This is a genomic window from Actinopolymorpha sp. NPDC004070, assembly GCF_040610475.1.
Lineage (GTDB): Bacteria > Actinomycetota > Actinomycetes > Propionibacteriales > Actinopolymorphaceae > Actinopolymorpha.
Genome location: NZ_JBEXMJ010000005.1, coordinates 351,593 through 369,809, shown reverse-complemented (window position 1 = coordinate 369,809; position 18,217 = coordinate 351,593). Strand labels below are relative to the sequence as shown.

At 72.0% G+C, this 18,217-nt stretch carries 19 protein-coding genes; 12 read left to right on the top strand and 7 right to left on the bottom strand.

Annotated elements, in window-relative coordinates:
- The first annotated feature begins 312 nt into the window (after positions 1-312).
- Complete coding sequence (locus ABZV93_RS12420) at positions 313-729, top strand: DUF3151 domain-containing protein (RefSeq protein ID WP_354933945.1); 417 nt, start codon at positions 313-315, stop codon at positions 727-729.
- Positions 730-849: 120 nt separating this feature from the next.
- Here ABZV93_RS12420 and ABZV93_RS12415 read toward each other — a convergent pair whose 3' ends face one another.
- Positions 850-1,863 (bottom strand): diacylglycerol kinase family protein, encoded by a 1,014-nt coding sequence (locus tag ABZV93_RS12415; protein ID WP_354933943.1) that lies wholly within the window; start codon positions 1,861-1,863, stop codon positions 850-852.
- A 239-nt stretch (positions 1,864-2,102) separates the two neighbouring features.
- On the opposite strand from ABZV93_RS12415, the gene ABZV93_RS12410 reads away from it, so the two are divergent.
- From ABZV93_RS12410 to purD, 3 genes are all read left to right on the top strand, one after another.
- The gene (locus ABZV93_RS12410) at positions 2,103-3,386 is read left to right on the top strand and encodes an adenylosuccinate synthase (protein WP_354933941.1); all 1,284 of its coding nucleotides are present in this window, start codon (positions 2,103-2,105) and stop codon (positions 3,384-3,386) included.
- A 27-nt stretch (positions 3,387-3,413) separates the two neighbouring features.
- On the top strand, positions 3,414-3,806 hold the full coding sequence (locus ABZV93_RS12405) for an NTP pyrophosphohydrolase (protein WP_354933939.1): 393 nt from the start codon (positions 3,414-3,416) through the stop codon (positions 3,804-3,806).
- 66 nt (positions 3,807-3,872) lie between these two features.
- Entirely contained in the window at positions 3,873-5,141 is a 1,269-nt protein-coding gene (gene purD, locus ABZV93_RS12400; protein WP_354933937.1) for a phosphoribosylamine--glycine ligase, read from the top strand.
- Positions 5,142-5,187: 46 nt separating this feature from the next.
- Here the strand turns inward: purD and ABZV93_RS12395 are convergent, their stop codons facing one another.
- Both ABZV93_RS12395 and ABZV93_RS12390 read right to left on the bottom strand, forming a co-directional pair.
- Positions 5,188-5,472, bottom strand: coding sequence for a DUF1540 domain-containing protein (locus tag ABZV93_RS12395; protein ID WP_354933935.1), 285 nt, complete (start codon positions 5,470-5,472; stop codon positions 5,188-5,190).
- A 263-nt stretch (positions 5,473-5,735) separates the two neighbouring features.
- Complete coding sequence (locus tag ABZV93_RS12390; protein WP_354933933.1) at positions 5,736-6,527, bottom strand: LLM class F420-dependent oxidoreductase; 792 nt, start codon at positions 6,525-6,527, stop codon at positions 5,736-5,738.
- 148 nt (positions 6,528-6,675) lie between these two features.
- Between ABZV93_RS12390 and purB the strand changes: the two genes are divergently transcribed.
- From purB to ABZV93_RS12375, 3 genes are all read left to right on the top strand, one after another.
- Positions 6,676-8,115, top strand: a complete 1,440-nt coding sequence (gene purB, locus ABZV93_RS12385; protein WP_354933994.1) for an adenylosuccinate lyase — start codon at positions 6,676-6,678, stop codon at positions 8,113-8,115.
- Between the two features lie 88 nt (positions 8,116-8,203).
- Positions 8,204-8,896, top strand: a complete 693-nt coding sequence (locus ABZV93_RS12380; protein WP_354933931.1) for a hypothetical protein — start codon at positions 8,204-8,206, stop codon at positions 8,894-8,896.
- An 85-nt stretch (positions 8,897-8,981) separates the two neighbouring features.
- Positions 8,982-9,863: an NAD(P)-dependent oxidoreductase gene (locus ABZV93_RS12375; protein ID WP_354933929.1), complete on the top strand. Its 882-nt coding sequence runs from the start codon at positions 8,982-8,984 to the stop codon at positions 9,861-9,863.
- On the opposite strand, the gene ABZV93_RS12370 is transcribed toward ABZV93_RS12375, so the two are convergent.
- Both ABZV93_RS12370 and ABZV93_RS12365 read right to left on the bottom strand, forming a co-directional pair.
- Positions 9,856-10,062 (bottom strand): FAD-dependent oxidoreductase, encoded by a 207-nt coding sequence (locus tag ABZV93_RS12370; protein ID WP_354933927.1) that lies wholly within the window; start codon positions 10,060-10,062, stop codon positions 9,856-9,858. The two genes, ABZV93_RS12375 and ABZV93_RS12370, sit on opposite strands and share 8 nt — an antisense overlap.
- A gap of 36 nt (positions 10,063-10,098) precedes the next feature.
- A complete protein-coding gene (locus tag ABZV93_RS12365) occupies positions 10,099-10,497 on the bottom strand; it encodes a VOC family protein (protein ID WP_354933925.1) in 399 nt (132 codons plus the stop codon).
- Positions 10,498-10,559: 62 nt separating this feature from the next.
- Between ABZV93_RS12365 and ABZV93_RS12360 the strand changes: the two genes are divergently transcribed.
- From ABZV93_RS12360 to ABZV93_RS12350, 3 genes are all read left to right on the top strand, one after another.
- On the top strand, positions 10,560-12,095 hold the full coding sequence (locus tag ABZV93_RS12360; RefSeq protein ID WP_354933923.1) for a sulfatase-like hydrolase/transferase: 1,536 nt from the start codon (positions 10,560-10,562) through the stop codon (positions 12,093-12,095).
- Between the two features lie 87 nt (positions 12,096-12,182).
- The gene (locus tag ABZV93_RS12355; RefSeq protein WP_354933921.1) at positions 12,183-12,965 is read left to right on the top strand and encodes a metallophosphoesterase family protein; all 783 of its coding nucleotides are present in this window, start codon (positions 12,183-12,185) and stop codon (positions 12,963-12,965) included.
- Positions 12,962-13,822, top strand: coding sequence for a phosphoribosylaminoimidazolesuccinocarboxamide synthase (locus ABZV93_RS12350; protein ID WP_354933919.1), 861 nt, complete (start codon positions 12,962-12,964; stop codon positions 13,820-13,822). Before ABZV93_RS12355 ends, ABZV93_RS12350 begins: the two co-directional genes overlap by 4 nt.
- Positions 13,823-13,848: 26 nt before the next feature.
- Here the strand turns inward: ABZV93_RS12350 and ABZV93_RS12345 are convergent, their stop codons facing one another.
- Entirely contained in the window at positions 13,849-15,558 is a 1,710-nt protein-coding gene (locus ABZV93_RS12345) for a hypothetical protein (protein WP_354933917.1), read from the bottom strand.
- Positions 15,559-15,785: 227 nt separating this feature from the next.
- On the opposite strand from ABZV93_RS12345, the gene purS reads away from it, so the two are divergent.
- Positions 15,786-16,046, top strand: coding sequence for a phosphoribosylformylglycinamidine synthase subunit PurS (gene purS, locus ABZV93_RS12340; RefSeq protein WP_354933915.1), 261 nt, complete (start codon positions 15,786-15,788; stop codon positions 16,044-16,046).
- A 1-nt stretch (position 16,047) separates the two neighbouring features.
- A complete protein-coding gene (purQ, locus tag ABZV93_RS12335; protein WP_354933913.1) occupies positions 16,048-16,722 on the top strand; it encodes a phosphoribosylformylglycinamidine synthase subunit PurQ in 675 nt (224 codons plus the stop codon).
- Between the two features lie 129 nt (positions 16,723-16,851).
- On the opposite strand, the gene ABZV93_RS12330 is transcribed toward purQ, so the two are convergent.
- Positions 16,852-18,198: a sugar ABC transporter substrate-binding protein gene (locus ABZV93_RS12330; RefSeq protein WP_354933911.1), complete on the bottom strand. Its 1,347-nt coding sequence runs from the start codon at positions 18,196-18,198 to the stop codon at positions 16,852-16,854.
- Positions 18,199-18,217 lie beyond the last annotated feature (19 nt).

Below are 18,217 nucleotides of genomic sequence, written 5' to 3'. Positions count from 1 at the left end.
CTTGCGTTCTCTCAGCGGGGCATTGGCTGACGATGTGCAACGTTTACCCGGCAGTTTGATCAACGTTTACCCGCGTCGTGGTACGACGGCCGTATCCGGCCAGGATTACCGGGAACTCTCCCGGCTTGAAGTATTGCGCGCGTTTCGCCAGGTCCGTGAAACTTAATGGACAGCGGCGACGCTTCGGACGACCCGGTAACCCTGGGCCTACGAGGGGCGTCGCCGCGACCATGTCCGGCGCATCGCACCCGCCTGGAGGTGTGCAGACCGGGCGGCGCGGGGAGGCAGTCGCGTAGGCGGCAGGATGGGCGCATGAGCACGAACCTGCTGGGCGAGCCGCCCGCCACCGAACTCCCGGAGGACACCGCCGCGCGCGCCGCCCTGGACGAGGGCACGGACGCCGCCGACGTCGCCCGCGCCCACCCGACGTACTCCCTCGCCTGGGCGCTGCTGGCCGAGCGCGCGCTCGACGAGGGGCGCGACCTGGACGCCTACGCGTACGCCCGGGTCGGCTACCACCGCGGCCTGGACTCGCTGCGGCGAAGCGGATGGCGCGGCCACGGCCCGGTGCCGTGGGAGCACACACCGAACCGCGGCTTCCTTCGCGCGCTCGCCGCACTGGCCAAGGCCGCCGGTTCGATCGGCGAGGCGGACGAGGCCGAACGCTGCTCGGCGTTCCTGGCCGAGTCCAGCGCCACCGCCGCCAAGGAACTCGGCCTCGCCGGCTGACCTCACTGGCTTACCTCCGGCCGCCCGGCCATCGCGATCTTGCCGGCGTCCAGCAGGTCGCGGAGCGCGCCGACGGACTCGCGGACATCGGCATCCCGCCGAGCCCGACGGCGCTGACCGTCAGCTGTCCGCCGGGACGATCACCCGCAGGCGCTGGGGTACGACGTTCCAGGTGCACCGGCGTTCGGTGCCGCTGTCCTGTCCGTCGGAGTTGAGCCGGAAGCGCTGTCCCGCCACGCTCACCCGGCGCGCCCGCACCGTCACCGTGTCGTCGTCGTTGTCGTGGCCGAGCTTCAGTGCGCGGCGGGCCCGGGCGATCGGATCCACCGCGAAGTTGACCACGACGTCCACGTACCCGTCGGCGAGTTCGGCATCCGCAGCCGAGCGGTCCGGGTCCGGCCCGTCGTCGGAGCCCGCGGTGCCCTCGGCCGCCGCGTTCGGTGACGGTGACGTGGAGTTGGTGACGGCCACCTGGAGTACGGGCCGGTCGAAGTCGGTGACCACCTGGTCGTCGGCCTCGATCCGGACGTGGAACGGCCGGGCGCGTGGGTGGTCCGCGTCGTGCAGGGCGTGCAGCGCGGCCAGCACGGGGATCCCGGCCAGGCCCGCGCCGTCGGCGCCGCCTGAGCCGACTGTGCCGCCGGAGCTGCCGACGTCGGCCTCCCCGGACCGCATCGGCCAGATCCGCGGCCGGTGCGGGCGTCCGCTGACGCCGAGGTGGACGGTGCTCACCACGATGTCGCCGCGGCAGTCCTCCAGCAGGTCGAACCGGCGTTCCACACCGTGAAGCACGACCTCGGCGGCTCGTGCCGGGTCGTCGGGAATGCCCGCCGACCGAGCGAAGTCCGATTCCGGCCCGTCCGGGAGGATCGCGAGGACAGCGTCGTCGAGTTCGTTGCGCTTGTGCAGCGCGCCGACCACGGTGTGCAGGTCGCTGTCGCCGCCGGCCACCACGATCTTGCGACCGCCCCGGCGGTGCAGGGCGCCGTCCAGGTCACCCGGCATGGACACCTTGCAGACATGGACGTCCGCCTGTGTGCGCAGGATGCCGATGGCCTCGCTGATCGAGTCCGGGATCCCCTGGTCGCCCGAACCGTCACCGTCTGGGTTGGTCACCACGAGCAGGGACTCCACGTCCGGCACCCTACCGTCACTGCCTCGAAGAGGCTGTCCTGCGGATCGTGGCCCGGATCACGGCATGCGACCCAGGCCACCGGTGACGCCCGGCGGCCCTACTGCCGGAGCCTCGTCCGAGCGTCGACTACCCTTGCCCGCGCAAGGGCCGTGATCTGCGATTCTGCGTGCCCGCACGGCGATGTTCAAGCCCCGCGGTGACCGCAGCCCCAAGTACCGCCACCGGAAGGACCACTCTGATGCCCGCGATCGTGCTAGTCGGCGCCCAGTGGGGCGACGAGGGCAAGGGGAAGGTCACCGACCTGCTCGGCGGTTCGGTCGACTACTGCGTCCGCTACCAGGGCGGCAACAACGCGGGCCACACCGTGGTCGTCGACGGCGAGTCCTACGCCGTCCACCTGCTGCCCTCGGGTGTGATCACTCCCGACTGCGTGCCGATGATCGGCAACGGCGTCGTCGTCGACCCGGCCGTCCTGCTGGACGAGATCGCCATGCTGGAGTCGCGCGGTGTGAGCTGTGACCGGCTGCTGATCTCGGCCAACGCCCACCTCATCGCGCCGTACCACGCGACGGTCGACAAGGTGACCGAACGCTTCCTCGGCAAGAACCAGATCGGCACCACCGGCCGCGGCATCGGTCCGACGTACGCCGACAAGGTCAACCGGGTCGGCGTCCGCGTGCAGGACCTCTTCGACCCCAGCATCCTCCGCCAGAAGGTGGAGGGTGCGCTGGAGCAGAAGAACCACCTGCTGGTGAAGGTCTACAACCGCCGCGCCATCACGGTGGACGAGATCGTGGACGGGTTCCTGCGGTACGCCGACGCGCTGCGGCCCAAGGTCACCGACACCTCCGCGGTGCTCAACAAGGCGCTCGACGAGGACAAGGTCGTGCTGCTGGAGGGTGCGCAGGCGACGATGCTGGACGTCGACCACGGCACGTATCCGTTCGTCACCTCCTCCAACCCGACGGCCGGCGGTGCCTGCATCGGTGCCGGTGTGGGCCCGACCCGGATCGACCGGGTGGTCGGCGTGCTCAAGGCCTACACGACGCGGGTGGGTGCGGGGCCGTTCCCGACCGAGCTGCACGATGCCGACGGCGAGCACCTGCGCAAGGTGGGTGGGGAGTACGGCGTGACCACCGGCCGGGCCCGCCGCTGCGGCTGGTTCGACGCGGTGATCGCGCGCTACTCCACCCGCGTCAACGGTTTCACCGACTACTTCATCACCAAGCTGGACGTGCTGTCGGGCTTCGAGCGGGTGCCGGTATGTGTGGCGTACGACGTGGACGGGGTACGTCACGACGAGATGCCGATGACGCAGACCGACTTCCACCACGCCCAGCCGATCTTCGAGTACCTCGACGGCTGGTGGGAGGACATCTCCGGCTGCCGGTCCTTCGACGACCTGCCGAAGGCGGCGCAGGCGTACATCCGCCGGCTGGAGGAGCTCATCGGTGCCCCGGTGGCCGGCATCGGGGTCGGGCCGGGCCGCGACGAGGTCATCTCGCTCCGCCCGCTGATCTGAGCACGCGCCCAAAGGAGGACCCGGCCGATGAGTGCTGACCTGCCGACGCTGGTGGTGGTGGACGCCGCCAACGTGATGGGTTCGGTGCCGGACGGCTGGTGGCGGGACCGCTCCGGTGCGGCCGCCCGGGTCCGGGACGCGCTCGCTGACGTCGCCGCTGCCGGGCTGCCCGGCGTGGTCGACCCGCCGGCGGAGGTGGTGCTGGTCACCGAGGGCGCCGCGCGGGACGTGCCGGATACGCCGTCCGTCCGCGTCGTTCCGGCGCGCGGCTCCGGCGACGACGCAATCGTGGACCTGGTGCGTTCGGCCGGACCCGACCGACGGCGGGTCGTGGTGGTCACCGCCGACCGGGGACTGCGAAACCGCGTCCAGGCGCTCGGCGCCGAGGTGGTCGGGCCGCGCACCGTCTACCCGCGCTGACCTCAGTGCCGACCTCGGTGCCGACCTCAGGTTTGACCGCCTCGCGGGCTCGCTAGGGTCGTGGCCATGGACGTACTCCTCGTCGGGTCCGGTGGCCGTGAGCACGCGCTCGCTCTCGCCCTGTCGCGCGATCCGGAGGTCTCCGCCCTGCACGCGGCGCCCGGGAACGTCGGCATGGAGCCGCTCGCGCACCTGCACCCGCTCGACCTCGCCGACAACGCCGCCATCGCCGACCTCGCGGCCCGGCTGGGGGTCGACCTGGTGGTGATCGGGCCGGAGGCGCCGCTGGTCGCCGGTGCCGCCGACGCGGTACGCGCCCGCGGGATCGCCTGCTTCGGGCCGTCCGCCGCGGCCGCCCGGATCGAGGGGTCGAAGGCGTTCGCCAAGGAGGTCATGGCCGCCGCCGGTGTGCCCACCGCGATGGCGCACGTGTGCGAGAAGCCCGAGGAGGTGGCCGCCGCGCTGGACGCGTTCGGTCCGCCGTACGTCGTGAAGGACGACGGGCTCGCGGCCGGCAAGGGCGTCGTGGTCACCGAGGACCGGGACGCGGCGCTCGCGCACGCGGCCGGGTGCGAACGCGTGGTGGTCGAGGAGTACCTCGCGGGCCCGGAGGTGTCGCTGTTCGGCATCTGTGACGGAACGACGGTCCTACCCCTGCTTCCCGCGCAGGACTTCAAGCGCGCCTGGGAGGGCGACGCCGGGCCCAACACCGGCGGCATGGGTGCGTATGCACCGCTGGACTGGACGCCGCCTGGGTTCGTCGACGACGTGGTGGCGCGCGTGCTGCAGCCCACGGTCGACGAGCTGCGGCACCGGGGAACGCCGTTCGTCGGCGTTCTCTACGCCGGGCTCGCGCTCACCGCACGCGGTATCCGGGTGATCGAGTTCAACTGCCGGTTCGGTGACCCGGAGACCCAGGTCGTGCTGGCGCTGCTGAAGTCACCGCTCGGGCGGCTGCTGTACGCCGCGGCAACCGGGGATCTCGCCAGCGCCGAGCCGCCGCGCTGGCTGGACGGCGCGGCGGTCACCGTGGTGATCTCCTCCGCCGGGTACCCCGAGAGCGCCCGGCGCGGCGACCCGATCGAGGGCGCGGAGGAGGCCGACCGGCTGGAGGGTGTCGACGTCATCCACGCCGGCACGGCACGCGACGCCGACGGCCGGCTGGTGACCGCCGGCGGCCGGGTGCTCGCGGTGACGGCGTACGGATCGGACCTGCGGCTCGCGCGGGACAGGGTCTACGACGCGGTGGCCCGGATCTCGGTCGAGGGCGGGCACCACCGCAGTGACATCGCCGCGAAGGCAGCGCTGGGCGAGATCGTCGTACCCACGTCGTGAACGGCGCGCTCGACGCGGCCGGGGCGCCCGTGGCTCCCGGTGTGACTCAGGAGCGCTGGTATGTCATGCACTCCGCGGAGTCGCGCATCCGGCCGATGCTGATGTCCGGCGCCTGGCACTCCAGGTCGACGTTGTGCGTGCAGTCGTCCATCTTGCAGGCGCCGACCTGGCCCGCCGGCATCGGCGACCCGCCCTTGCGGGGGATCCCGAAGAAGGTGTCGCAGGCGGCCATCTGCGAGTCGCCGATCGTGATGGCCAGCGCGTGGCAGGCCTGGTCGCGGTTGTAGGCGCAGGCGTCGGCCGCGCAGTTGCGTACGACGGGCATGTCCATGGTGGCCCCCGGTTCCGGTCTCGTCCGGTCTGTTCCGGTCGAGGTCTGGTCGGCGCGGTGGGTCCGCGTCGTTCGGCGTTCGCTTCCGGCGTACCCGCACCACGCTACGGGTGCACCACCCACCGCAGCGGAGATTGGCGTGTTCGCGGAATTGCCCATGACACAGGCGCGGACGGCGGGAGGCCGGACAGCGGGAGGCCGGACGCACAGCGGTCCCGACGCCTGGCCGGCGCCGGGACCGCCTCACGTAGGACGTGCTGTGGTCAGCTCGCGGTGAGTTGCTTGTTGTGGTCGTCGCGCCAGTCGATCCAGTCGCGGACCTCGGCGAGGTCGTAGTCCGGGCCGGACACCCCGACCGTGAACTGCGTGATCCCCGCGGCCACCATGCCCTCGGCCACCTCGTCGGGGGAGCCGCTGACCCCGGCGGAGCGCTCGATCTGCGCCGGGTCGCGGCCGACCTCGCCGCACCAGCGGTCCAGGACCTCGCGCTTGTGGCTGAGCGTCTCGGCGTCGCCGAAGCCGTGCCAGATCGAGGCGTACTCGGCGGTGTAGCGGAGCGTCTTCTTCTCCCCGCCGCCACCGATCAGGATCGGGATGTCGCGGGTCGGCTTCGGGTTGAGCTTCGCCCACCGTGCGGTGATGCGGGGGAGGGCGGCGGACAGCTCGTTCAGCCGGCTGCCGGCGGTGCCGAACTCGTAGCCGTACTCGGTGTAGTCACGCTCGAACCAGCCGGCCCCGATGCCGAGGATCAGCCGGCCGTCGCTGATGTGGTCCACGGTGCGGGCCATGTCGGCGAGCAACTCGGGGTTGCGGTAGCTGTTGCAGGTGACGAGGGCGCCGATCTCGACCCGGGAGGTCGCCTCGGCCCACGCACCGAGCATGGTCCAGCATTCGAAGTGCAGGCCGTCCGGCTCACCGGACAGCGGGAAGAAGTGGTCCCAGTTGTAAACGACGTCGACCCCGGCCTCCTCGGCGGCCGCGACCGCTCGCCGGATCTGGGCGTAGTCGGCGTGCTGCGGTTGGATCTGAACGGCGACACGTGCGGGTGTTGTCATGGCGGCCAGCGTATTCCGCCGGCTGGTACACACCGGACGGCCTCCACCGGGGGAGCGGCCGTCCAGTACGCCCCGGTTCGACCGGGTTTCGTGCCCGGCGGCCCGCGCGCTGGCACCTGCAGATCGCCGGCAGGTGAGCCGGGAGACAATGGGTGGCGTGCCGCAGCCTGTGATCCCCGACGTCCTCGCCGCCCGCTACGCCTCCGCCCCGCTGGCCCACCTGTGGTCACCGGCGCACAAGATCGTTCTCGAACGCCGTCTGTGGCTGGCCGTGCTCCGTGCCCAGCAGGAGCTCGGTGTCCAGGTGCCCGACGGAGTCGTCGAGGCGTACGAACGCGTCGTCGACCAGGTGGACCTCGACTCCATCCGGGAGCGGGAGAAGGTGACCCGCCACGACGTGAAGGCCCGGATCGAGGAGTTCTGCGCCCTCGCCGGCCAGGAGCACATCCACAAGGGCATGACCAGCCGCGACCTCACCGAGAACGTCGAGCAGCTGCAGGTGCGGGCGTCGCTGGAACTGGTCCGCGACCGGGTGGTCGCCACCGTCGTCCGCCTCGCCGACCGGGCCGCGGAGTACTCCACGCTGGTGATGGCCGGGCGCAGCCACAACGTCGCGGCGCAGGCCACCACGCTCGGCAAGCGGTTCGCCTCCGCGGCCGACGAGCTGCTGGTCGCGCTGGAACGCCTGGAGGACCTGCTCACCCGCTACCCGCTGCGGGGGATCAAGGGTCCGGTCGGCACCGCGCAGGACCAGCTCGACCTGCTCGACGGGGACGCCTCGCGGCTGGCCGAACTCGAGCGCCGGGTCAGCGAGCACCTCGGGTTCGAGCGGGTGCTCACCAGCGTGGGGCAGGTCTATCCGAGGTCGCTGGACTTCGACGTGCTGTCCGCGCTCGTCCAGGCCTCCGCCGCGCCGTCCAGCTTCGCCACCACGGTGCGCCTGATGGCCGGGAACGAGCTGGTCACCGAGGGCTTCCAGCCCGGCCAGGTCGGCTCCTCGGCGATGCCGCACAAGATGAACACCCGCTCGTGTGAACGCGTGAACGGCCTGGCCGTGGTGCTGCGCGGCTACCTGTCGATGGTCGGCGAACTCGCCGGAGACCAGTGGAACGAGGGCGACGTGTCCTGTTCGGTCGTCCGCCGGGTCGCCCTGCCGGACGCGTTCTTCGCCGCCGACGGGTTGTTCCAGACGTTCCTCACCGTAGTCGCCGACTTCGGTGCGTTCCCCGCCGTCGTGCAGCGCGAGCTCGACCGCTACCTGCCGTTCCTCGCCACCACGAAGATCCTGATGGCGGCGGTACGCCGGGGCGTCGGCCGGGAGACCGCGCACGAAGTGATCAAGGAGCACGCCGTCGGGGTCGCGCTGGAGATGCGGGAGAAGGGCGTGGACCGCAACGACCTGTTCGACCGGCTCGCCGATGACGGCCGGCTCGGTCTGTCCCGCGGTGAGCTGGACGCGCTGGTCGACGACCCTCTGACCTTCACCGGCGCGGCGGCGGCGCAGGTGGCCGAGGTCGTACGCCGGGCACAGGAGGTGGCCGAGCGCTATCCGGAGGCGGCGGCGTACGCGCCCGAGTCGATCCTCTAGGGACGCCGTGTTCCTGGGGTAGGCCTGGATCCGCGCGGCCGCCCGGCCGATGCTGAAGGCGTACTTCTGCGGGAGGGAGGCGTCGGCGGTGAGGCGGTGGACCGAGATCTGCGCCGGCGTGGTCGCGGGACTGGTGCCGGCCGGCGTCGGCGGCGCGCTCGGTGCTGTGGCGGGCGGGCGTTCCGGCCTGGTCGCCGGGCTCGCGATCGGTGGCGTATCGGGCGCGGCGTTCGGGTGGGCGGTCGCGTCGTTCGTGCCGTACGACCTCGCCTCCGTTCGCGGGATCGCGCGGTACGTCGTCGACCTCACCTGGAGCCTGCCGAACACCTGGCTGGGCGGGGTCCTGCTCACCGGCAACCTGCTCGCCGGGAACCGCCTGGTCGCGGACCTGAGCCGGCACGGCGGCACACTGCACCTGGCGCGGGGAACGCTGCCGGCGATGGGTGGGGTGCGGTACGTCACCACGGTCGGCACCGTCGTCGCCGGGATTTCGGCCGTACCGACCGACTCACCGGGCGCACTGGCCCTGCTCGCCCACGAGCGCGGCCACGTCCTGCAGGCCCGGCTGTTCGGACCGGCGTACGTCCCGTTGGTGCTGGCCAACTACGCGGTCGCGGTGGTCCTGCCGTTCTGGTGGTTCTGGCACGACCACGCGTCGTATCCGATCCGCTCGGTCGCGGCGTACCTCCAGCACGGGGTGTATCCGCACGTCTGGAACGAGGAGTGGTGCTACCGGGCGTACGGGCCCCACAGGTGGCACAGGACGTGGCGGCGGCGATGATCCCGCTCACGGGTCGATCCACGGTCGGGGCGGCCGCCTCGGGGTAGAACCCAGGATCAGCGACCCCGACAGCTTGGAGCAGGCAATGCCCGACACGAATCTCCCGAAGGTGGCCTTCCTCGGACTGGGCCGGATGGGCGCGCCGATGGCCCGGCACGTGCTGACCGCCGGGTACGACCTGGCGGTGTGGAACCGCACCCGCGACAAGGCCGAGCCGTTCGGACGCGACGGCGCGCAGGTCGCCGACACACCGGCACGGGCGGTGGCCGGCCGGCAGGTGGTCGTCCTCATGCTCGCCACCCCCGAGGCCGTCCGCGACGTGCTGTTCGACCCCGACGACGGCGTGGTGAACGCCGCCGAGCCGGGCACGCTGGTAATCGACTCCAGCACCATCGGGCCCACCGCGTCCCGCGAGGTCGCGGCCCGGCTGGCCGAGCGCGATCTGCGCTACGTCGACGCGCCGGTCTACGGTTCGGTCGCCCCGGCCACCGAGGGGACGCTGCGGGTCTTCGCCGGCGGCGACGCCGAGGACTTCGAGCGGGCCCGGCCGCTGCTGGAACTGTGGGGCGACCCGGACAAGGTGGATCTGGTGGGCCCGGTCGGCACCGGCAGTGCCGCGAAACTTGTCGTCAACCTCACCCTGGGCACCTCGATCGCCGCCATCGGGGAGGCGCTGCGGCTCGGCCGCGAGCTGGACCTGGAACAGTCCCTCATCAACTCCCTGATCGAGGCCAGCCCGCTCGGCGCGGCGTTCCCGCCGATCCGGGCGATCATGGAAAGTGGGCAGGCCCAGCCGGCGAACTTCGAGCTCGGCCTGCTGCGCAAGGACCTCGACCTGTGCCTGGCCGAGGTCGACGACCTCGCCCTGACCGGCGCGGCCCGGGAGGCCTGCCAGCGGGCGATGGCCGCGGGGCACGCCTCCGACGACGCCCGGGCGCTCGCCGTCGTGATGGCCGGCCTCATGTGAGCCCGTCAAGCATGCTGCGCGGATGAACGCTGATTCGGATTCCTCCGCGCAAGAATCCGGGCGATTCTGGCGGCTGCCGCGGGGGAAGCCGTGCGCCATACCGCGCTTCGTAGACCACAGCGGGGATGCCGTGCTGGTGAAGAGCGAGCGCGGTGGCGCAGCCGGCGACCCCTCCGCCGACGACGAGAACCTTCCTCATGAGCTGGACTCCCCTCTGCCGAAGCGTCGACGTCTTCTAGCCGGATGCGACGAGTTCCACCTCGAAGCCCTGGCCGTCCTCGAGGTAGCCGGCGTAGTGGTCAGGTCCGCCCGCGTGCGGATGCCTGTCGGCGAACATCAGCTCCCACCCGTGGCCGGGTGCGGCGGCTACCAGTCGGTCGACCTCGCCTCGTCCGGCGATGTGGAACGCCAGGTGGTTCAGGCCGGCGCGGCACCGGTCGTGCGGGCCGGGCCGTAGCGCGGGTGACTGCTCGGCGACGAGGTACGTCGGGCCGAGCCGCCAGCTGATCCCGGCAGCCCAGTCCTGGAAGACGGTCCAGCCGAGCTCGCCCAGCAACCAGCCCAGGCTCTCCTTGGTGGCGGCCAGGTCGGCGACCCAGAGTTCGACGTGGTGAAGCTGTCCAGGTGTGGTCACCCGACCGACGTTATCGCCGTTCTGGCTGGGTGAGCAGCCACGTCGGCGGGAGGATGGCCGCCATGGCCTCAGCCTCAGCGTCTCCACCTTCGCCACCGACGAACTCCCGGCGGCCGAACGTCGTGCTCGTCGTCTCCGACGACCACGGGTACGCCGACCGCGGCGCCCTCGGCATCGACCCGCGGGTGCGTACGCCCGCCCTCGACCGACTGGCGGCCACCGGTGTCACCTGCGAACAGGCGTACGTCACCGCGCCGATCTGCAGCCCCTCGCGAGCCGGGCTGATCGGCGGCCAGTACCAGCAGCGGTGGGGCGCCCGGTGGTTCGACACCAGCGCGTTCCCCGACCACCTTCCCTCCCTGGCCGAACGCTTCGCCGACCTCGGCTTCGCCACCGGGTACCTGGGCAAGGTGCACTACGGCGGTGAGGGACGTGGCGACCGGGCCTGTCCGCCGCACCACGGGTTCGCCGAGAGCTGGTACGGCCTGGCCGGGCAGCAGATGGGCCGGCTCAACTACCTGCACCACTCCCGGTCGGCGGTGGAGCGGTACGGGCCGGAGGCGTCGTGGCGGATGGCCGTGCAGCCGATGCTCGACGGCGACGAGGAGTCGGAGCTGGAAGGCTTCCTGACCGACGAGATCGGCGCCCGGGCGCGTGACTTCGTGGCGCGGCACGAGGACGAGCCGTTCTTCTTGATGGTGGCGTTCAACGCGGTGCACAACTTCTGCTTCCAGCTGCCGGAGGAGGAGCTTGTCAAGCGCGGGTTGGCGAAGGTCGACGACTGGGACCCGTCGGTGTCTGCGTACGTCGACTGGTACGACGGCGCGATCTGGCCCGATCTGCCCGACGGGCGGGACTATTACCTCGCCCAGCTGGAACTCATGGACGCCCAGATCGGCCGGCTGCTGGACGAACTGGAGACCCGGGGCCTGGCCGAGGACACGATCGTCGTCTACACCACCGACAACGGCGGCTCCACCTGCAACTTCGGTGTCAACGCGCCCTTGCGCGGGACGAAGTACACGCTGTGGGAAGGCGGGATCCGGGTGCCGTTCCTGGTCCGCTGGCCGGGTGGCGGCGTCGGCAGTGACGCTGGCGTCCGCAGTGACGGTGGCGTCGGCAGTACCGGTGGCGTCCGCAGTGACGGTGGTGCTGCCGGGACCGCCGGGGCGCAGGGTGCGCGCTCGACCTACCGGCTGGTGAGCACGCTGGACCTCTATCCCACGTTGCTGTCCGCAGCGGGCGCCGACCAGACGGCGTGGGAGCACAGCGACGGCGTCGACCAGTTGCCCGCGCTGCGGGGCGAACCGGACGCGCCGGGCCACGACACGCTGCACTGGGACTGCGGATTCCAGTGGGCGGTCCGCCACGGTGACTGGAAGCTCCGGCACGCCGATGACGGCCCGCACGCTCAGGCGCTGCTGCGGACCGAGCACGCCGAGGTCGGCGTGGGCGACCGGCTCACCCACCTCGGCGATGACATCGGTGAGGAACGCGACCTCGCCGCCGAACACCCAGAACTGGTCGCCGAGCTCACCGCGCGGCACCGGGCCTGGCAGGCGGACGTGGCATCGCGTAGGTCAGCGGACATCACGTAGCCGGGGCGTTGGGTTCTGGGGGCGCCGGGTTCCGCCGACAGCGAAGTGCCCTGGCCCACCCCGGCGTTCGGGGCCAGACTTCGGCGCATGTCGTCGCGAACCGTCGCCGTCCTGTCCGACATCCACGGCGTGCTGCCCGCGCTGGAGGCGGTGCTGGCCGAGCCGGACGTCGTCGCCGCCGACCAAGTCGTGCTCACCGGCGACCTCGCCGCCGGTCCGCAGCCGGTGGAGACGCTGGACGCGCTGGCGGCGCTCGGCGACCGCGCGGTGTGGGTACGCGGCAACGCCGACCGGGAGCTGGTGGAGTACGCCGCCACCGGAACGATGGCCACCGACGATCCCGTGGCGCGGTGGGCGGCCGGGCAGCTGCGCAAGGAGCAGTTGACACTGCTCGCGGAGCTGCCCACCTCGGTGACGCTGGACGTCGACGGGCTCGGGCCCACCGTGTTCTGCCACGCCACCCCGCGCGACGACGAGGAGGTCGTCGTGGTCGACTCGCGGCTGGACCGGTGGAGCGAGGTGCTGGCCGGCCTCGACCCCGCCGTACGCACGGTGGTCTGCGGGCACACCCACATGCCGTACGCCCGGCTGGCGAACGGCCGCCTCGTGGTCAACCCCGGTAGCGTCGGGATGCCCTACGGCGGGGCCGGCGCGCACTGGGCGTTGCTCGGGCCGGGGGTGAGCCTGCGGGTGACCGACTTCGACGCGGACGCGGCGTGCGAGCGCGTCGCCCGCGAGTCCGGGTATCCCGACGCGGCCGAGTGGGCGGACTACTACCTGCGCTCCCGGGCCTCCGACGCGGACGCACTCGAGGTGATGGCACCGCGAGACGGCCGGCGCACCTCCGGTCTGGAAGGATCGGAGCCATGAGCGAGCCCGCACCGCCGCCCGGCCTCACCCACGTCTACTCGGGCAAGGTCCGTGACATCTACACCGACGGCGACGACCTGATCCTGGTCGCCTCGGACCGCATCTCGGTCTACGACGTCGTTCTCCCCACGCCGATCCCGGACAAGGGGCGGATCCTCACCGCCCTGTCGCTGTGGTGGTTCGAGCGGCTGGCCGACCTCGCCCCCAATCACGTGCTCTCCAGCACCGACGTCCCGGCGGAGTTCTCCGGCCGGGCGATCCGCTGCCGGCGGCTTTCCATGGTGCCGGTCGAGTGCATCGCGCGCGGCTACCTCACCGGCTCCGGCCTGGTGGAGTACGCCGACAGCGGCACCGTGTGCGGCGTACCGCTCCCGCCCGGGCTGGTGGACGGATCGAAGCTCCCCGAGCCGATCTTCACCCCCACCACCAAGGAGGCGGTGGGCGCCCACGACCAGCCGATGACCTACGACGAGGTCGCCGGCAAGGTCGGCGCGGACACCGCGGGCGACCTGCGCGATCTCACCGTGGCGATCTACCGCCGGGGTGCGGAGATCGCGGCCGAGCAGGGCATCGTCATCGCCGACACGAAGGTGGAGTTCGGTTTCGCGCCGGACGGGACGATGACGATCGCCGACGAGTTGCTGACGCCGGACTCGTCGAGGTTCTGGCCGGCCGATTCCTGGGAGCCGGGCCACCCGCAGTTCGCCTACGACAAGCAGTTCGTCCGCGACTGGGCGACCTCCACCGGCTGGAACAAGCAGCCGCCCGCGCCCGAGGTGCCGGCGGACGTGGTGGCCGCCACCCGGCAGCGCTACGTCGAGGCGTACGAACGCCTGACCGGCGACACCTGGTCCTGAACCCGCCCGCGCGTCAGGCCTGAGCGTCAGGCCGGCGCGTCTGGCGGCGTGGTGGTCGTCGGCGTGGGCTGAGGCTCCGGCGGCGGCGGGTCGGTCGTCGGCGTCGGTGTGGGCGTCGGCTCCGGGTCCGGCGGGGGAGCGGGCGGCGAGGGCTCCGAGGTCGGCGGTGGCGAGGAGTGGCTGGGCGGCGGAGGCGCCGGCGTGCTCGTACGGGTCCGGGTGGGTTGCGGGGCGGGTGCCGGCGGAGGGACAGGAGCCGACGTCGCCGTTCGGCTCGGCGTGGGGGTGGGCGCCGCGGTCGGCGGCCCGTCCGTCACGGTCGGCTTCACCCCCTGCGGCGAGCGGCGGTCGATGACGACGTCCGAGCGTGCCGCCGGTCGCGCGGCCTCGATCGCCTCGGGGGTCACGGCGGCGGTCGGCGGCGCCGTCGGACGTAGGACCCCCGCCACCGGCGCGGTGGGTGAGTCCTGCACGAAGCCCATCCAGTCGTCCTCCGGCCCGTCCGCCGTGGTGTCCCCGACCGCCCTGCCGGGCACCCGGACCTGGTCGGCGTCGGTGACGGGCGCCGCGGTACCGCCGAGAACGGCCACGGTTCCCCAGGCCAGCGTGGCCACCGAGGCGGCGGCCAGGGTGCCGAGCGCGGCGACGCCGGCGGTCCGGCCGCGCATTGCGTTCGCGCCGGTCCACGAGTCGGTCCACAGCTGCCGGCCGGACCTGGTGAGGCGTTCGGTCCAGGAGGGAGCTACCGGCTGCGGGGCCACCGGATGGCTGCTCGGGTCGACGAGCGCGAACGCGGGCGGGCCGGTTCGCCGCAGCGCGGCGAGGTAGCCCGTGGCGTACGGCCCGAGGACGAGTCCGGCCAGCCGCTCCGGCAGGGCGGCGCCGGCCGCGACCAGCCGCCGGTGCAGGTCGGTGCAGCTCGTGCAGGTCCGCAGGTGCTCGCTGACCTCCTCGGCCTCCTCGTCGTACAGGCCGTCGAAGGTGTGCCGGCCCAGCGTCTCCAGGATCTCCCGGCACGGTGCCGGGAGGTCCGCGCGCTCGTCGAGCTGGTGGCGTAGGTAGACGCGCCGGAACGCCGCCTGCGCGCGGTATCCCGCGACGGCCGCGTCCGAGGCTTCGGCGCCGAGCACGACGGCGAGGCGCTCGGGGGAGTCGTGCTCGACCGCGGCGTGCCACAGGGCGGTGAGCACGGACTCCGGCAGGTGTGCCACTGCCCTGTCGGCGGGGTCCGCGAGGTCCCGGGTGTGAGCCGCTGCCAGCGGGCCTGCCGGGTCTGCCGGATCCTGCTCCGGGCCGGAACGGTGCAGGCCGTTCCCCGCGTCCAGCGACGTGGACGTGGACACTCGCAGGACCGCACGGAGGAAGAACGGACGGAACGCCGCCCGCGGACCGGCGCCGGCGTGGACGGTGGCGAGCACATGGTCGCCGGCCGCCCGCAGCCGGTCCTCGACCGTCGGGGAGGCCGCGTCACCAGTCGGGGAGTCGCCGTGCGGGGAGTCCCCGGCCAGGGCGCCGGCGGGCAGGGAGGCGAGCAGGAGCCGGCCCGCGGGTTCGTGCCGCCGGAGAAGTTCGGCGTAGGCGTCGGAGTCCCCCGAACGCGTGGCCGTGATCAGTACGGCGTCCGGGCGGGGTGCGGCCGGGTCGGGAGCCAGCTCCGCCAGCAGGGTCCGCAGCCGGTCGTGGCCGACGTGCCGCCCGGCCGGGCCCGTCTGGGTCTCCCAGCGACCCGGGAGCAACGGGTGACTCTGCGCGTCGAGGCGATGCTGTGGTTCCGGTTCGGCTGACCTCGGGTCGTGCGGTCCCTCCGACATGTACGCGCCCCCTCGTACGATCCCCTACCGGAGTGGGCAGCCTATTGCCTGATCGGCACACTCGCCACGAGGCGGAAGCGGCCCGGGTGGCCCCGCTCGCTAGGCTTGGCCGAAGTTGTCGCGTCCAAGTCGCGTCCAGGAGAGGGGCACCCGTGGCCAGGGTCGTGGTCGATGTCATGCCGAAACGGGCCATTCTCGACCCGCAGGGCCGTGCGGTCGCCGGTGCGCTGGAGCGGCTGGGGTTCGGCGGCATCGCGGACGTCCGCCAGGGCAAGCGGTTCGAGCTCGAGGTCGACGGCGAGCTCACCGAGGAGCGCCTCGCGGAGTTGCGCCGGGCCGCGGAGACGCTGCTCGCCAACACCGTGATCGAGGACTTCACCGTCCGGGTCGAGCACGTCACCACGCAGGCCTGACATGCGCATCGGAGTGGTGACCTTCCCCGGCTCCCTGGACGACCGGGACGCCGCCCGCGCGGTGCGGATCGCCGGCGGTGAGGCGGTGGCGCTGTGGCACGGCGACGCCGACCTGGCCGGGGTCGACGCAGTGGTGCTGCCCGGCGGTTTCTCCTACGGCGACTACCTGCGGTGTGGAGCGATCGCGCGGTTCGCGCCGATCATGGGCCCGATCATCGAGGCGGCCGAGAACGGCCTGCCGGTGCTCGGCATCTGCAACGGTTTCCAGATCCTGTGCGAGTCGCACCTGCTGCCGGGCGCGCTGGTTCGCAACGACCGGCGCAAGTTCGTCTGCCGCGACCAGGGGCTGCGCGTCGAGAACGCCGAGACCGCCTGGACCTCCGCCTACACCGCCGGTCAGGAGATCGTCGTTCCGCTGAAGAACGGCGAGGGCGGGTACGTCGCCGACGAGGACACCCTCGACCGGCTGGAGGGCGAGGGGCGGGTGGTCGTCCGCTACCTCGGCGACAACCCGAACGGCTCCTACCGCGACATCGCGGGCATCACCAACGCCGCCGGCAACGTCGTCGGCCTGATGCCGCACCCCGAGCACGCGGTGGAGACGCTGTGCGGGCCGACCAGTGACGGGCTCGGCTTCTTCGCCTCCGTCCTGGGCCGGCTGGCCGCCGCTCGCTGACCCTCCGGTTCGTACGCAGAACTTCGTACGCAGAACTTCGTACGCGGAACACCGGCACGCTCCCGCCGACCTGCTGGCCGGCGGGAGCGTTCCGTCTGCTGTCAAGGCCGCCTTGTCAGGGCGGCACACCTATTCCTTGAGGGCCTCGTTGCCGGCGCGCTGCGCGTCGGCCAGCCCCTTCCCGACCGGCGTACGACCGAGGAAGATCTCCTTCATGATCGGGTCCATCGCGGTGGCACCGGCGTTGACCCGCGGGCCCACCGGCGCGGGGAACGTCTTACCGGAGGCCGCCTTCCGGAACGCCGCGATGTCCACGCCCTGCTTCTTCCAGTAGGCGACGAACGCCCCTTCGTCGGCTGTCACGCCCGGGAACGCGTACCCGCCCTCGGCGATCGGCCGCTGGCCCTGCGCGGAACCCATCCAGGACAGCACCTTCGCCGTCGCGTCCGCGTGCGTGGTCCTGGCCGAGGCGACCGCGGCGACACCGTGGACGACGCCCACCCGGCCGGCCGGGCCCTCCGGAAGGGGAGCGACGCCCCAGTCGAAGTCGGCGTTCTCCTCGATGGTCTTCAGGTTGTACGGACCGGACTCGAACATCGCCAGCTTGCCCTGCACGAACAGGTCCCGCGTCTTGTCGCCGTTGTCGTTGGTGTCTGCTGCAGACGGGGCGACGTGGTGCTTGTTGATCAGGTCGACGACGTACTGGATCGACGCCCTGGTCTTCGGGTTGTCGGTGGCGAACTGGTCGCCCTTCTGCCACGTGGCGCCGTTGGAGCCGACGAAGTTCCAGTAGACGCCCTGGGCGTCCAGGCTCGCGTTGTAGCCGTACTGCTTGATGCTGTCCGGGGCGAAGCCCGACTGGCCGGGGTGCTTTCCGGCGGCGTCGACGGTGAGCTTCCGCGCCGCGGGCAGGAACGTGTCGCCGTCGCCGTTCGGGCTCCAGCGCAGGGTCGCCGGGTCGACGTTGGCCTGCTTGAGCAGTCTCTTGTTGTAGTACAGGCCGATCGAGTCCCACAGCTGGGGAACGCCCCACAGCTTCCCGTCACGGGTGTAGAGGTCGACGACCGAGGGCTTCCAGTTCTTCTTCTCCGCCTTGAGTTTCGAACCGACGTCGAGCAGGTTGCCGTTGTCGGCGTAGATCCCGAAGTTGGAGGTGTTGGTCCAGAAGATGTCCGAGGCGTTGCCGGCGGACACGTCGGCGGTGAGCTTGTTCCAGTAGTCGTTCCACGGCACCAACTGGACCTGGACGTCGATGTTCTTGTTCTTCTTCTCGAACTGCCGGAAGGACTTCTCGTACGCCTTCGCCACCTGGTCGTCCCAGAGGCGGAAGGTGACCACCGTCCTGCCGGACTTGCTGCCATCACCGGCACCGCTGTCGCTGGTGCCGTCGGTGTCACCGCCGCCGACAGCGCAGCCGCCGGCCGCGAAGGCCAGCGCCGCGGTGGCGGCGATGAGGAGCCGTCGAGCCTTTCGCACAGGCTTTCCTTTCGGGTTT

What these genes read in the sequence shown, in the direction of transcription:
- ABZV93_RS12360 (WP_354933923.1), top strand. Translation starts at nt 10,560, where the DNA reads ATGGCCTCAGCCTCAGCGTCTCCACCTTCGCCACCGACGAACTCCCGG.
- ABZV93_RS12350 (WP_354933919.1), top strand. Translation starts at nt 12,962, where the DNA reads ATGAGCGAGCCCGCACCGCCGCCCGGCCTCACCCACGTCTACTCGGGC.
- purQ (WP_354933913.1), top strand. Translation starts at nt 16,048, where the DNA reads ATGCGCATCGGAGTGGTGACCTTCCCCGGCTCCCTGGACGACCGGGAC.
- ABZV93_RS12390 (WP_354933933.1), bottom strand. Translation starts at nt 6,527, where the DNA reads ATGACAACACCCGCACGTGTCGCCGTTCAGATCCAACCGCAGCACGCC.
- ABZV93_RS12405 (WP_354933939.1), top strand. Translation starts at nt 3,414, where the DNA reads ATGAGTGCTGACCTGCCGACGCTGGTGGTGGTGGACGCCGCCAACGTG.
- ABZV93_RS12375 (WP_354933929.1), top strand. Translation starts at nt 8,982, where the DNA reads ATGCCCGACACGAATCTCCCGAAGGTGGCCTTCCTCGGACTGGGCCGG.
- purD (WP_354933937.1), top strand. Translation starts at nt 3,873, where the DNA reads ATGGACGTACTCCTCGTCGGGTCCGGTGGCCGTGAGCACGCGCTCGCT.
- ABZV93_RS12370 (WP_354933927.1), bottom strand. Translation starts at nt 10,062, where the DNA reads ATGAGGAAGGTTCTCGTCGTCGGCGGAGGGGTCGCCGGCTGCGCCACC.
- ABZV93_RS12410 (WP_354933941.1), top strand. Translation starts at nt 2,103, where the DNA reads ATGCCCGCGATCGTGCTAGTCGGCGCCCAGTGGGGCGACGAGGGCAAG.
- purB (WP_354933994.1), top strand. Translation starts at nt 6,676, where the DNA reads ATGGGTGGCGTGCCGCAGCCTGTGATCCCCGACGTCCTCGCCGCCCGC.
- ABZV93_RS12395 (WP_354933935.1), bottom strand. Translation starts at nt 5,472, where the DNA reads ATGGACATGCCCGTCGTACGCAACTGCGCGGCCGACGCCTGCGCCTAC.
- ABZV93_RS12355 (WP_354933921.1), top strand. Translation starts at nt 12,183, where the DNA reads ATGTCGTCGCGAACCGTCGCCGTCCTGTCCGACATCCACGGCGTGCTG.
- ABZV93_RS12420 (WP_354933945.1), top strand. Translation starts at nt 313, where the DNA reads ATGAGCACGAACCTGCTGGGCGAGCCGCCCGCCACCGAACTCCCGGAG.